The 14,099-nt window shown below is 62.4% G+C and carries 10 protein-coding genes and 1 pseudogene; 4 read left to right on the top strand and 7 right to left on the bottom strand.

The genetic code is table 11. The annotated features are described in order from the left end of the window. Position 1 precedes the first annotated feature (1 nt). From ttgB to J3A98_RS02350, 4 genes are all read left to right on the top strand, one after another. The gene (ttgB, locus tag J3A98_RS02365; RefSeq protein WP_084850834.1) at positions 2-3,154 is read left to right on the top strand and encodes a multidrug efflux RND transporter permease subunit TtgB; all 3,153 of its coding nucleotides are present in this window, start codon (positions 2-4) and stop codon (positions 3,152-3,154) included. Then, positions 3,151-4,605, top strand: a complete 1,455-nt coding sequence (locus J3A98_RS02360; protein ID WP_176682645.1) for an AdeC/AdeK/OprM family multidrug efflux complex outer membrane factor — start codon at positions 3,151-3,153, stop codon at positions 4,603-4,605. Before ttgB ends, J3A98_RS02360 begins: the two co-directional genes overlap by 4 nt. A gap of 405 nt (positions 4,606-5,010) precedes the next feature. Then, the gene (locus tag J3A98_RS02355) at positions 5,011-6,267 is read left to right on the top strand and encodes an OprD family porin (protein ID WP_209963727.1); all 1,257 of its coding nucleotides are present in this window, start codon (positions 5,011-5,013) and stop codon (positions 6,265-6,267) included. A 241-nt stretch (positions 6,268-6,508) separates the two neighbouring features. Then, on the top strand, positions 6,509-7,033 hold the full coding sequence (locus J3A98_RS02350) for an Mpo1-like protein (RefSeq protein ID WP_176682643.1): 525 nt from the start codon (positions 6,509-6,511) through the stop codon (positions 7,031-7,033). 82 nt (positions 7,034-7,115) lie between these two features. Here J3A98_RS02350 and pcaC read toward each other — a convergent pair whose 3' ends face one another. The 7 genes and pseudogenes from pcaC to J3A98_RS02315 all read right to left on the bottom strand — a co-directional run bounded on the left by pcaC (position 7,116) and on the right by J3A98_RS02315 (position 14,024). After that, on the bottom strand, positions 7,116-7,508 hold the full coding sequence (pcaC, locus tag J3A98_RS02345; protein WP_010952489.1) for a 4-carboxymuconolactone decarboxylase: 393 nt from the start codon (positions 7,506-7,508) through the stop codon (positions 7,116-7,118). Between the two features lie 10 nt (positions 7,509-7,518). Beyond that, positions 7,519-8,310 (bottom strand): 3-oxoadipate enol-lactonase, encoded by a 792-nt coding sequence (pcaD, locus tag J3A98_RS02340; RefSeq protein WP_103463027.1) that lies wholly within the window; start codon positions 8,308-8,310, stop codon positions 7,519-7,521. Positions 8,311-8,321: 11 nt separating this feature from the next. Beyond that, entirely contained in the window at positions 8,322-9,674 is a 1,353-nt protein-coding gene (locus tag J3A98_RS02335; protein ID WP_209963724.1) for a 3-carboxy-cis,cis-muconate cycloisomerase, read from the bottom strand. Between the two features lie 9 nt (positions 9,675-9,683). Beyond that, entirely contained in the window at positions 9,684-10,973 is a 1,290-nt protein-coding gene (locus J3A98_RS02330) for an MFS family transporter (RefSeq protein WP_176682640.1), read from the bottom strand. 187 nt (positions 10,974-11,160) lie between these two features. Next, positions 11,161-12,366: a 3-oxoadipyl-CoA thiolase gene (gene pcaF, locus J3A98_RS02325; RefSeq protein ID WP_176682793.1), complete on the bottom strand. Its 1,206-nt coding sequence runs from the start codon at positions 12,364-12,366 to the stop codon at positions 11,161-11,163. After that, positions 12,363-12,458: pseudogene (locus J3A98_RS02320) on the bottom strand (CoA-transferase subunit beta); the annotation flags it as partial. The gene pcaF and the pseudogene J3A98_RS02320, both read right to left, overlap by 4 nt. A 219-nt stretch (positions 12,459-12,677) precedes the next feature. Continuing rightward, on the bottom strand, positions 12,678-14,024 hold the full coding sequence (locus J3A98_RS02315; RefSeq protein ID WP_019752479.1) for an MFS transporter: 1,347 nt from the start codon (positions 14,022-14,024) through the stop codon (positions 12,678-12,680). Positions 14,025-14,099: the final 75 nt, after the last annotated feature.

Below are 14,099 nucleotides of genomic sequence, written 5' to 3'. Positions count from 1 at the left end.
CATGTCGAAGTTCTTTATCGATCGCCCGATCTTCGCCTGGGTGATCGCGTTGGTGATCATGCTGGTCGGGGCCTTGTCGATCCTGAAGCTGCCGATCAACCAGTACCCCAGTATCGCGCCGCCGGCCATCGCCATCGCCGTGACCTACCCGGGCGCCTCGGCGCAAACCGTGCAGGACACCGTGGTGCAGGTGATCGAGCAGCAGCTCAACGGTATCGACAACCTGCGTTATGTGTCGTCGGAAAGTAACTCCGACGGCAGCATGACCATTACCGCCACCTTCGAACAGGGCACCAACCCCGACACCGCGCAGGTACAGGTACAGAACAAGCTGAACCTGGCCACCCCGCTGCTGCCGCAGGAAGTGCAGCAGCAAGGTATCCGCGTCACCAAAGCAGTGAAGAACTTCCTGCTGGTGATCGGCCTGGTCTCCGAAGACGGCAGCATGACCAAGGACGACCTGGCCAACTACATCGTCTCGAACATGCAGGACCCGATCTCGCGTACTGCGGGTGTGGGTGACTTCCAGGTGTTCGGTGCGCAGTACGCCATGCGTATCTGGCTCGATCCGGCCAAGCTGAACAAGTTCCAGCTGACCCCGGTCGACGTCAAGACCGCCGTGGCCGCACAGAACGTGCAGGTGTCCTCCGGCCAGCTCGGCGGCCTGCCAGCCCTGCCGGGCACCCAGCTGAACGCCACCATCATCGGCAAGACCCGCCTGCAAACCGCCGAGCAGTTCGAGAATATCCTGCTGAAGGTCAACAAAGACGGTTCACAGGTGCGTCTGGGTGACGTCGCCCAAGTGGGCCTGGGGGGTGAAAACTACGCAGTCAGCGCCCAGTTCAACGGCAAGCCGGCTTCCGGCCTGGCGGTAAAACTGGCAACCGGCGCCAACGCCCTGGACACCGCCAAGGCACTGCGCCAGACCATCGCCGACCTGGAACCGTTCTTCCCGCCTGGAGTGAAAGCGGTATTCCCGTATGACACCACCCCAGTGGTCACCGAATCGATCAGCGGCGTGATCCACACCCTGATCGAAGCCGTGGTTCTGGTGTTCTTGGTGATGTACCTGTTCCTGCAGAACTTCCGCGCCACCATCATCACCACCATGACCGTACCGGTCGTATTGCTGGGTACCTTCGGCATCCTTGCCGCCGCGGGCTTCAGCATCAACACCCTGACCATGTTCGCCATGGTCCTCGCCATCGGCTTGCTGGTGGATGACGCCATCGTCGTGGTGGAGAACGTCGAGCGGGTAATGTCCGAGGAAGGCTTGCCGCCCAAGGAGGCTACCAAGCGCTCGATGGAACAGATCCAGGGTGCCTTGGTGGGTATCGCCCTGGTGCTCTCGGCCGTACTGCTGCCCATGGCGTTCTTCGGCGGCTCCACGGGTGTGATCTACCGGCAGTTCTCCATCACCATCGTCTCGGCCATGGGCCTGTCGGTGCTGGTTGCGCTTATCTTCACCCCGGCGCTTTGCGCAACCATGCTCAAACCGCTGAAGAAAGGCGAGCACCACACCGCCAAAGGCGGGTTCTTCGGCTGGTTCAACCGCAACTTCGACCGCAGCGTCAATGGCTACGAGCGCAGTGTAGGCACCATCCTGCGCAACAAGGTGCCATTCCTGCTGGCCTATGCGCTGATCGTGGTCGGCATGATCTGGCTGTTCGCCCGCATCCCCACCGCGTTCCTGCCGGAAGAAGACCAAGGCGTACTGTTCGCCCAGGTGCAGACCCCGGCCGGCTCCAGTGCCGAGCGTACACAGGCTGTGGTCGACCAGATGCGCGAATACCTGCTCAAGGACGAAGCCGATACCGTATCGTCGGTATTCACCGTCAACGGTTTCAACTTCGCAGGCCGCGGCCAGAGCTCGGGCATGGCATTCATCATGCTCAAACCATGGGATGAACGCTCGAAGGAGAACAGCGTGTTCGCCCTGGCACAGCGTGCCCAGCAGCACTTCTTCACCTTCCGCGATGCAATGGTGTTCGCCTTCGCCCCGCCAGCGGTGCTTGAACTGGGTAACGCCACCGGCTTCGACGTGTTCCTTCAGGACCGCGGCGGTGTCGGCCACGAGAAGTTGATGGAGGCGCGCAACCAGTTCCTGGCCAAAGCCGCGCAGAGCAAGATCCTCAGCGCCGTGCGACCGAACGGCCTGAACGATGAACCGCAGTACCAGCTGACCATTGATGACGAACGTGCCAGCGCCTTGGGCGTGACCATTGCCGACATCAACAACACCCTGTCGATTGCGCTGGGCGCCAGCTACGTCAACGACTTCATCGACCGTGGCCGGGTCAAGAAGGTGTACATCCAGGGCGAACCAAGCGCGCGGATGAGCCCGGAAGACCTGCAAAAATGGTACGTGCGCAACGGCGCAGGCGAGATGGTGCCGTTCTCCTCCTTCGCCAAAGGCGAATGGACCTACGGCTCGCCAAAGCTGTCGCGTTACAACGGTGTCGAAGCGATGGAGATCCTCGGTGCACCGGCGCCTGGCTACAGTACCGGTGAAGCCATGGCCGAGGTCGAGCGCATTGCTGGCGAGCTGCCAAGCGGTATCGGCTTCTCCTGGACCGGCATGTCCTACGAGGAAAAACTCTCCGGCTCGCAGATGCCGGCGCTGTTCGCCCTCTCGGTACTGTTCGTGTTCCTGTGCCTGGCAGCCCTGTACGAAAGCTGGTCGATCCCGATCGCCGTGGTGCTGGTAGTACCGCTGGGTATCATCGGTGCACTGATCGCCACCAGCCTGCGCGGCCTGTCCAACGACGTGTACTTCCTGGTTGGCCTGTTGACCACCATCGGTCTTGCGGCGAAAAACGCCATTCTGATCGTCGAGTTCGCCAAGGAGCTGCACGAACAAGGCCGTAGCCTGTACGACTCAGCGATCGAAGCGTGCCGCATGCGTCTGCGCCCGATCATCATGACCTCGCTGGCGTTCATCCTGGGCGTGGTGCCGTTGACCATCGCCAGCGGCGCCGGCGCCGGCAGCCAGCACGCCATCGGTACTGGCGTGATCGGCGGCATGATCAGTGCGACCGTGCTGGCTATCTTCTGGGTACCACTGTTCTTCGTCGCAGTGTCGTCGCTGTTCGGCAGCAAAGAGCCGGAAAAAGACGTCACCCCTGAAAATCCACGTTATGAGGCTGGGCAATGACCAAGTCTTTGTTGTCCCTGGCGGTAACCGCTTTCATTCTTGGCGGCTGCTCGCTGATCCCTGACTACCAGACCCCGGAAGCGCCGGTGGCTGCGCAGTGGCCACAAGGCCCTGCCTATTCGCCGACGCAATCGGCGGATGTCGCCGCTGCTGAACAGGGCTGGCGTCAGTTCTTCCACGACCCAGCGCTGCAACAGCTGATCCAGACCGCGCTGGTCAATAACCGCGACCTGCGCGTTGCGGCGCTGAACCTCGACGCCTACCGTGCGCAATACCGCATTCAGCGCGCCGACCTGTTCCCGGCGGTTTCGGCCACCGGCAGCGGCAGCCGCCAGCGTGTCCCGGCGAACATGTCGCAAACAGGTGAATCTGGCATCACCAGCCAGTACTCGGCCACTTTGGGCGTCAGCGCCTACGAGCTGGACCTGTTCGGCCGCGTGCGCAGCCTGACCGAGCAGGCCCTGGAAACCTACCTCTCCAGCGAGCAGGCGCGTCGTTCCACGCAGATCGCCCTGGTAGCCAGCGTGGCCAACGCCTACTACACCTGGCAGGCCGACCAGGCCCTGTTCAAGCTGACCGAAGAAACGCTGAAGACCTACGAGGAAAGCTACAACCTCACCCGTCGCAGCAATGAAGTCGGCGTGGCCTCGGCCCTGGACGTCAGTCAGGCACGCACCGCCGTGGAAGGCGCCCGGGTCAAGTACTCGCAGTACCAGCGCCTGGTCGCCCAGGACGTCAACAGCCTGACTGTGCTGCTGGGTACCGGCATTCCTGCCGACCTGGCCAAGCCGCTGGCGCTCGATGACGACCAACTGGCCGAAGTACCGGCCGGCCTGCCATCGGATATCCTCCAGCGTCGCCCGGACATTCAGGAAGCCGAGCACCTGCTCAAGGCCGCCAACGCCAACATTGGCGCAGCCCGCGCAGCGTTCTTCCCGAGCATCAGCCTGACCGCCAACGCCGGCAGCCTGAGCCCCGACATGGGCCACCTGTTCTCGGGCGGCCAGGGCACCTGGCTGTTCCAGCCGCAGATCAACCTGCCGATCTTCAACGCCGGCAGCCTGAAAGCCAGCCTGGACTACTCGAAAATCCAGAAGGACATCAACGTCGCCAAGTACGAAAAAACCATCCAGACGGCCTTCCAGGAAGTCTCCGATGGCCTGGCGGCGCGCAAGACCTTCGACGAGCAGTTGCAAGCCCAGCGCGACCTGGTGCAGGCAAACCAGGACTACTACCGCCTGGCCGAACGCCGCTACCGCATCGGGATTGACAGCAACCTGACCTTCCTCGACGCCCAACGCAACCTGTTCAGTGCCCAGCAAGCACTGATCGGAGACCGCCTGTCGCAACTGACCAGCGAGGTCAACCTGTACAAGGCGCTCGGCGGTGGCTGGTACGAGCAGACCGGGCAGGCCAACCAGCAAGCATCGGTGGAAACACCGAAAGGCTGATCGGCCTTGTTACAGCACAAGCCCACCCTTAGCGGTGGGCTTTGCTTTTTTACTGCCTGTGCCGGCCAGTATCCCCTGGTGATTCACCGTCGCAGCCACCACCGTATTCGCGGGTGAACCCGCTCCTACACTGATCGGTGGTGGACACATATCGGTGGTTGGGCGCAAGCCGTTGTAGGAGCGGGTTTACCCGCGAAGAGGCCAGCACAGGAGACTTATTAACCAACCAGAACATTCCGTTCGATTATCGCCCCGTTCCGTTTGCGGCGAATTGCCTCACCCCCGCACAACCCCGCACCATCCCCCCCACGCAACGTTGCCCAAGTTCATCAAAAAACACCCGCATCTGCAGGCTCGATCCCGCAGTGCACTGGCTCGACCATAAAAACAAGAGATTCACGACAGATGAGCATTTCGCTACCCGCACGCCAGCTGCTGCCCGGCCTGCTGGCCATGTCCTGCGCCCTCCCCGTGTTCGCCGCCAACGAAGGTGGTTTCATCGAGGACGCCAAGGCCAACCTCAACCTGCGCAACTTCTACATCAACCGCAACTTCGTCGACCCGGCCCACCCACAGGGCAAGGCCGAGGAATGGACGCAAAGCTTCATCCTCGATGCCCGCTCCGGTTTCACCCAGGGTACGGTCGGCTTCGGCGTGGACGTACTGGGGCTGTACTCGGTCAAGCTCGACGGCGGCAGAGGCACCACCAACACTCACTTGCTACCTGTGCATGACGACGGGCGCCCGGCCGATGACTTCGGCAGGCTGGGTGTGGCGCTGAAAGCCAAGCTGTCCGAAACCGAGCTGAAAGTCGGTGAATGGATGCCGGTACTGCCAATCCTGCGTTCAGACGATGGTCGCTCGTTGCCGCAAACCTTCCGCGGTGGTCAACTGACCTCCAGGGAAATCGCCGGCCTGACCCTGTACGCCGGCCAGTTCCGCGGCAATAGCCCGCGCAACGATGCCAGCATGGAAGACATGTCGCTCAACGGCAAAGCTGCCTTCACCTCCGACCGTTTCAACTTCGGCGGCGGTGAGTACAGCTTCAACGACAAGCGCACCATGATCGGCCTGTGGGATGCCCAGCTCAAGGACATCTACCGCCAGCAGTACCTCAACCTGACGCACAGCCAGCCGCTGGGCGACTGGACGCTGGGCGCCAACCTGGGCTACTTCATCGGCAAGGAAGATGGCGCCGAACGTGCCGGCAAGCTGGACAACCGCACCGCCTCCGCCCTGCTTTCGGCGCGCTACCAAGGCCACACTTTTTACGTTGGCCTGCAGAAGGTCAGCGGCGATGACGCCTGGATGCGGGTCAATGGCACCAGTGGCGGTAGCCTGGCCAACGACAGTTACAATTCAAGCTTCGACAATGCCAAGGAGCGTTCCTGGCAGGTTCGCCATGACTTCAACTTCGCCGCCGTCGGCGTACCCGGCCTGACCCTGATGAACCGTTATATCAAGGGTGAAAACGTCACCGCGGGCAGCGTGGACGATGGCAAGGAATGGGCGCGGGAAACAGAGCTGGCCTATGTGGTGCAGTCGGGCAGCTTCAAGGACCTGTCGGTGAAATGGCGCAACTCGACCATGCGTCGCGACTTCAGCACCAACGCGTTCGATGAGAATCGCTTGATTGTGAGTTACCCGCTGAACCTTCTGTGAATCGAATGGCCTCTTCGCGGATGAACACGCGAAGAGGCCAGATGCCCCTCAAGTGACCTAAAGCTATAAACATTCATGCACCTTCTTTGAGGGCATGATTTGCTACAGCTGAATAAAACCCTGCCATGAATTTGCCAGTGCGAGCTGCCGCCATTCGCTGAGATGATGATAGTGGCGACTGCAGGCTATCCTGATCACTATCCGCTACAGGTGAAACCAAGCTGAACAGGGAGGCACAACAATGAAAACCCTCGTCGACCACCTGAGCCAATACGCCAACTATCACCGCGACCCGCGCAACATCTTCACCCACTTCATCGGCATCCCCATGATCGTGCTGGCAGTCACCATCCTGCTGTCACGTCCAGGCTGGGAGATAGCTGGCATCTGGCTGTCCCCCGCCCTGCTGGCAGCGGCGGCGTCGGTGTGGTTCTACCTGCGCCTGGACCTGCGCTTCGGGCTGGTGATGGGGCTGTTGCTGGGCCTGTGCCTGTGGGTCGGTGAGGCGCTGGCAGTGCAGTCGACAACACTATGGCTCGGCGCCGGGCTGGGGGCGTTCGTGGTGGGCTGGATCATCCAGTTCATCGGCCACTACTACGAAGGCCGCAAACCGGCATTTGTCGACGATGTGAGCGGCCTGATCATCGGGCCATTGTTCGTGGTGGCGGAAGCTGCGTTCATGCTGGGCCTGTGCCCGACACTGAAGCATGCCGTGGAAACCAAAGCCGGCCCGGTTGCCATGCGGGAGAAAAAGGCGTCGGTGTAAGGGCCATTGCGGGCAAGCTCCCTGCCACAGGTCTGCAGGGTTATGCAGGACCTGTGGCAAGGAGCTTGCCCGCGAACACGATTTACTGGCGCGACTCTACGCCAAGTTCATCCCACACCGACTCAGCCAGGTGGAACGTGGCATTGGCCGCCGGAATGCCGCAGTAGATCGCGCTCTGCATCAGCACTTCCTTGATCTCGTCGCGGGTCACGCCATTGTTGGCCGCCGCACGCAGGTGCAGCTTCAGCTCGTCGTTGCGGTTCATGCCGATCAGCATGGCGATGGTGATCAGGCTGCGGGTATGACGCGGCAGCCCCGGGCGGGTCCAGATGTCACCCCAGGCGTGGCGGGTGATCATTTCCTGAAACTCGCCATTGAAGTCGTTGAGTTTCTCCAGGCTGCGGTCCACGTGGGCATCGCCCAGCACTGCGCGGCGCACTTGCATGCCAGCGTCGTAACGTTGTTTCTCGTCCATGGCGTTGTCCTCAGTGAGCCAGCAGGAAATCGAGCACGCGACGGCTGAAGGCCTCGCCAATCTCGACGTTGGACAGGTGCGCCGCCGGGAAGTCGACGTACTCGGCACCTTGGATACCGGCCTGCATGAAGCGGCCATGCTCAGGGGTGGTCACCACGTCTTCAGTACCGGCAACGATCAGCGCGGGCACCTGGATGCGGCCCAGTTGCTCACGATAATCAGCGTCACGTACCGCTGCGCAGTTGCCGGCATAGCCTTGCGGGCTGGTTTGCGCCAGCATCTGGCAGATACGCTGAGCCTGCTCCGACTGTGCCTGGGCAAAACCTGGGGTGAACCAGCGGGCGATGGAGGCATCGCGCAGGTCGACCATGGCCTGCTGGCCACCTTTGAGCACAGTGTCGATACGGGTGTTCCACACCTCGTCGTTGGCGATCTTGGCGGCCGTGTTGCACAGGGTCAGGCTGCGCAGGCGCTCACCTGCATTGATGCCAAGCCACTGGCCGATCAGGCCACCCATCGACAGGCCGACGAAGTGAGCTTTCTGGATGTCCAGGCCATCGAGCAGGGCCAGCACGTCTCGGCCCAGCTGTTCGATGCTGTAAGGGCCTTCAGTGACCAGCGATGCACCGTGACCGCGGGTGTCGTAGCGCAGCACCCGGAAGTGCTGGCTCCACAACGGAATCTGGGTGTCCCACATGCCCAGGTCGGTACCCAGCGAGTTGGACAGGACCAGCACCGGGGCGTCTTCCGGGCCATCGATCTGGTAATTCAAAACGCCATCGGCCAGTTGCAAGTGCGCCACAGCAGTCTCCTTCAGGCAGTAAAACGTTGATGTTCGGATACGGCGCGCGCCACCCAGACGCGGGCCTGGCCCAGATAATGGGCAGGGTCGAGCAGGCGATCGAGTTCTTCGCCAGACAGCTCGGCGCTGACCTGCGGTTCGTCACCCAGCACGGCACGCAGGTGCCGCTGTTCGGCCACCGCGCGCTGGCAGCATTGTTCCAGCAGGTGGTGAGCACGGTCGCGCCCCAGGCGCTGGGCAAGGACGATGCTCACCGCTTCGGCCAGCACCAGGCCTTGTGTCAGGTCGAGGTTATGGCGCATGCGCGCGGCATCCACCTCCATGCCCTCGGCAATCATTTGAGCCTGGCGCAGGGCGCCAGAGACCAGGCAGCAGATATCCGGCAAGGTTTCCCACTCGGCATGCCATAGGCCCAGGCTGCGTTCGTGCTCCTGGGGCATCGCCGCAAACAGCGTCGACAGCAGGCCCGGCACGCGGGTTGCGGCACCGATCAACACGGCGGCCCCCACCGGGTTGCGCTTGTGTGGCATGGTCGAAGAACCACCCTTGCCCGGCGCAGAAGGCTCAAACACCTCCCCCGCCTCGGTTTGCATCAGCAAGCTGATATCACGGCCGAACTTGCCCAGGCTGCCGGCAACCAGGCCCATTACCGAGGCAAACTCCACCAGGCGGTCGCGCTGGGTGTGCCAGGGCTGCTCGGGCAGGGTCAGCTTGAGCTGTTCGGCCAGCGCTTCGGCCACCGGCATCGCCTTGCTGCCCAAGGCCGCCAGGCTGCCCGAGGCACCGCCGAACTGCAGGACCAGCAGGCGCGGGCGCAATTCCTGCAGGCGCTGACGGTGGCGGGTCAAAGCGCCCAGTACACCGGCCAGCTTCATGCCCAGGGTCACCGGGGTAGCATGCTGCAACCAGGTACGCCCCACCAGTGGCGTATCGGCATGCTTCAACGCCTGCTGCGACAGGGTATCAGCCAGCTTGCCGAGGTCGGCCTCGATCAAGTCCAGAGCATCGCGCAACTGCAGAACCAGACCGGTGTCCATCGCATCCTGGCTGGTGGCCCCGAGGTGCACATAGCGCTCAGCTTCAGGCACGCCAGTGGCGATCACCTTGCCCAACGCTTTCACCAACGGAATTGCCGAGTTACCCGCGGTGGCAATGGCATTGGCCAGCGCGCCAACGTCATAGCGCTCGGCCTGGCAGGCCGCCTCGATGGCCGCCACCGCGCTGTGCGGGACCAAACCGGTAGAGGCTTCGGCACGGGCAAGCGCTGCTTCGAAATCCAGCATGCCCTGCAGGCGGCCACGGTCGGAGAAAATCTCGCGCATGGCCGGCGCGGTGAAATAGGCGTCGAACAGTTGGTTGCTCATGCAGCGTCCTTAATCATCATGGTGCAGATACGCCGCCTGCTTCGGCAGGCGCAGGCTGAACAGGAAGGCAATCGCCATCATCGCCGTCACGTACCAGTAGAAAGTGTTTTCCATCCCGAGGCTTTTCAGGCCCAAGGCCACATACTCGGCCGAACCGCCGAATGCTGCGTTGGCCACCGCATAGGCCAGGCCCACACCCAGTGCCCGCACCTGTGGCGGGAACATCTCAGCCTTCACCAGACCGCTGATCGAGGTGTAGAAACTGACGATACACAGGGCCAGGCTGATCAGCACGAAGGCCATGATCGGGCTGGTCACGGTTTTCAGTGCCATCAGCAGCGGCACTGTGCACAGGGTACCCAGCGCACCGAACAGCAGCATCGAATTGCGCCGACCGATGCGGTCGGACAACATGCCGAAGAACGGCTGCACCACCATGAACAGAAACAACGCCCCGGTCATCACGTAGCTGGCGTTCTTGGCTGTCATGCCCGCAGTGTTGACCAGGTACTTCTGCATATAGGTGGTGAAAGTATAGAAAATCAGCGAGCCACCAGCGGTGTAGCCAAGCACCGTGATGAACGCCGCTGCGTGATTGCGGAACAGGCCACCGATCGAACCTGCATCCTTGTCATTACGGGCTTCGGCGCTACTGGTCTCGTGCAGCGAACGGCGTAGCATCAGCGAGATCAGGGCGGCGATGGCCCCCACCACGAAGGGAATGCGCCAGCCCCAGGCCCGCAGTTCATCTTCAGTCAGCAGCTGTTGCAGGATCACCACGACCAGTACCGCCAGCAACTGGCCGCCGATCAGGGTGACGTACTGGAACGAAGCAAAGAAACCACGCTGCCCACGCAGGGCCACTTCACTCATGTAGGTGGCCGTGGTGCCGTATTCGCCTCCTACCGACAGGCCCTGGATCAGCCGGGCCAGCAATAGCAGCGCCGGGGCCCAGGTGCCGATGCTGGCATAGGTGGGCAGGCAGGCGATCATCAGGGAGCCGAAGCACATCATCAGCACCGAGATCATCAGGGAATTCTTGCGACCATGACGGTCGGCGAGACGGCCGAAGATCCAGCCACCAATGGGGCGCATCAGGAAGCCTGCGGCAAATACACCCGCCGTGTTCAACAGTTGCACGGTGGGGTCGTCGGAGGGGAAGAAGGCTGGGGCGAAGTAGATCGCGCAGAAGGCGTAGACGTAGAAATCGAACCATTCCACCAGGTTGCCTGACGAGGCACCGACAATAGCGAAGATGCGCGAGCTGCGCTCTTCGCCGGTGTAATAGGTTGAGGTCATGAGGGTTTTACTCCTGGTGGGTACCAGGTAAATCTAGACATACCTGGTAACACACTCGTTCCGCTATCTGGCTGGCAATTGGCCTTATGTCTCACAGGACAGGCCTCTTCGTGGGCAAGCCAGCCCCCACAGGGGATTGCGTGGATCCCTGTGGGAGCTGGCTTGCACGCGAAGAGGCCGGTACAGGTCAAACCCGCTCGATGGCCAGCGCCAGACCTTGGCCGACACCCACACACATGGTCGCCAGGCCTTTACGCCCACCACTCTTCTCCAACTGGTGCAGCGCAGTCAGCACCAGGCGCGCACCGCTCATGCCCAGCGGGTGGCCCAGGGCAATGGCGCCGCCATTAGGGTTTACCTGTGGCGCATCGTCAGCGACACCCAGCTCACGTAGCACTGCCAGGCCTTGGCTGGCAAACGCTTCGTTAAGCTCGATCACGTCGAAATCACTTACCGCCACCCCCAGACGCTCGGTCAGCTTGCGCACCGCCGGCACCGGGCCAATGCCCATGACACGTGGAGCAACGCCGCCGCTGGCCATGCCCAGAACGCGGGCACGCGGGGTCAGGCCGTGTTTCTTCACCGCTGCGGCCGAGGCCAGGATCATCGCCGCAGCACCGTCGTTCACGCCCGAGGCGTTGCCGGCGGTGACCGTCTTGTCCGGGCCGTTGACCGGTTTGAGCTTGGTCAGCGCCTCCAGCGTGGTTTCCGGGCGCAGGTGTTCGTCACGTTCGACGATGATTTCGCCCTTCTTGTGAACGATACGCACCGGCACAATTTCTTCGGCGAAGAAGCCGGCAGCCTGCGCAGCGGCAGCCTTCTGCTGACTGCGCAGGGCGAACGCGTCCTGGTCAGCACGCGAAACCTGATAGTCGTCAGCCACGTTGTCGGCGGTTTCCGGCATTGAATCCACACCATACTGGCTCTTCATCAGCGGGTTGATGAAACGCCAGCCAATGGTGGTGTCTTCCAGCTTCATGTTGCGCGAATAGGCGCTTTCAGCCTTGCCCATGACGAACGGAGCGCGCGACATCGACTCGACGCCACCCGCAATCACCAGTTCCATCTCGCCGCTGGCGATGGCGCGGAAAGCGGTGCCGATGGCATCCATGCCCGATGCACACAGGCGGTTCAGGGTGACGCCCGGGATGCTTTCCGGCAGGCCGGCCAGCAGCAACGCCATGCGGGCGACGTTGCGGTTGTCTTCACCGGCCTGGTTGGCGCAACCAAAGAACACTTCGTCTACCTGGTCCCACTGCACGCCTGGGTTGCGCTCTACCAGCGCCTTCAGCGGCACGGCTGCCAGGTCGTCGGCCCGTACGCTGGCCAGGGCGCCGCCGAAGCGGCCGATCGGGGTACGGATGGCATCACAGATGAATACGTCGTGCATCAGGCTTCTCCTGCCAGCTGGCCATGGGCCGCGGCGGTACGGGCGTCGAGGTCACACATGGTGGACAGCTCGATTGGGGTGGGTTCGGAAATGGTCTGCGCGTGGCATTTGGAGGCTCCTGGTCAGGGTGCTTCGGTGAACCCAGATTAAGGAGACTGGTAGGTACCTTACAATCCGATAATCGACTATCTGTGCGATTAACGAACCATTTGTTGCGCGGCTATCCAGGGCAGCTGTGCGCCCTGATCGCAGCACAACGCCGCTCTGCCGGAGCAGCCTTGTGCTGCAAATGGGCCGCAACGCGGCCCTCGCCCTCAGGTCGCGTCAGCGTGGCTGACCAGCCCCTTGACGACCACACCCACGGTCGCCAGCGCCGCCGGCACCAGCAACGCCGTCAGCACCTGCTCGAAGTTCCAGCCCAGGCCCAGCAGCGTGGCGCCACTCCAGGCCCCGAGAATCGCACCAAAGCGGCCAATACCCAGCATCCACGATACACCCGTGGCCCGGCCCTGGGTGGGATAGAAGCGTGCCGCCAGCGATGGCATTGCCGACTGCGCACCGTTCACGCACATACCGGCGACGAGTACCAGCGTGGCTAACACGGTGATGTTGCCCAGGCTCTGCCCCACTGCGTAGGCGAACACCCCGGCCAGCAGATAGAAAATGCCGATCACCTTGTGCGGATTGAAACGGTCCATGGCCCAACCCACGCCGACTGCACTTAGCACTCCGCCAAACTGGAACAGCGCGCCAATGAATGCGGCCTGTTCCATGCTCGCACCACTGTCACGCATCAGGGTTGGCAGCCAGCTGGTCAAGAGGTAGACAATCACCAGACCCATGAAATACGTCAGCCACAGCAGCACGGTACCCAAACCGTACGTGCCAGAGAAGATCACCGCGAACACGTTGCGTGCAGCCACCGCCTTTTGCTCCGGCACGCTGAAACTGCCGGCCTCGGCCACCACTTGCGGCGCGATTGGCGACAAGGTCTTGCGCACCTTGTCGGTGCCGCGGTTGCGCACCACCAGGAACCGCGCCGACTCCGGCAGCCAGACCATCAGCACCAGCGCCAGCAGCAACGGCAGCACGCCACCGATGACCAGCAGGCTGTGCCAGCCGTAGGCCGGGATCATCTTGGCGGAAATGAAGCCTCCACCCGCCATGCCCAGGTTGAAGCCACAGAACATGCTGGTCACCAGCAGCGATTTGAGGCGCTCCGGGGTGTATTCGGACAACAGCGTGGTGGCGTTGGGCATGCCTGCACCCAGGCCCAGGCCAGTCAGGAAGCGCAACACCAGCAACTGGTCGACGTTGGTGGCATAAGCCGAGGCGAGGCTGAAGCCACCGAACACCAGCACCGCACCCACCAGCACGCCCTTGCGGCCAAAGCGGTCAGCCAGCGGCCCGGAGCCCAGGGCGCCGAACACCATGCCGATCAACGCGGCACTCATGACCGGTCCAAGGCTGGCGCGATCGATCCCCCACTCTTGCGACAGTGCCGGGGCGATGAAACCCATGGCAGCGGTGTCCAGGCCATCGAGGAAGACGATCAGGAAGCACAGCAGCACGACCCGCCACTGATAGCGGGACAGCGGCTGCTGATTGATGAACGACTGAACGTCGAGGCTTTTGCCGACGTTGGTTTGCGCTTGGTTCATTATTGTTATCCAGAATGTGGGGCACAGTCAGGCCATTGCACGCGGGCAACCGGTACAAGGGCGATGATTGGGGTA

It is taken from the genome of Pseudomonas sp. BP6 (genome assembly GCF_017875935.1).
Lineage (GTDB): Bacteria > Pseudomonadota > Gammaproteobacteria > Pseudomonadales > Pseudomonadaceae > Aquipseudomonas > Aquipseudomonas putida_Y.
The sequence above is the reverse complement of the archived record's forward strand: the minus strand, read 5'-3'. Positions and strand labels throughout refer to the sequence as shown.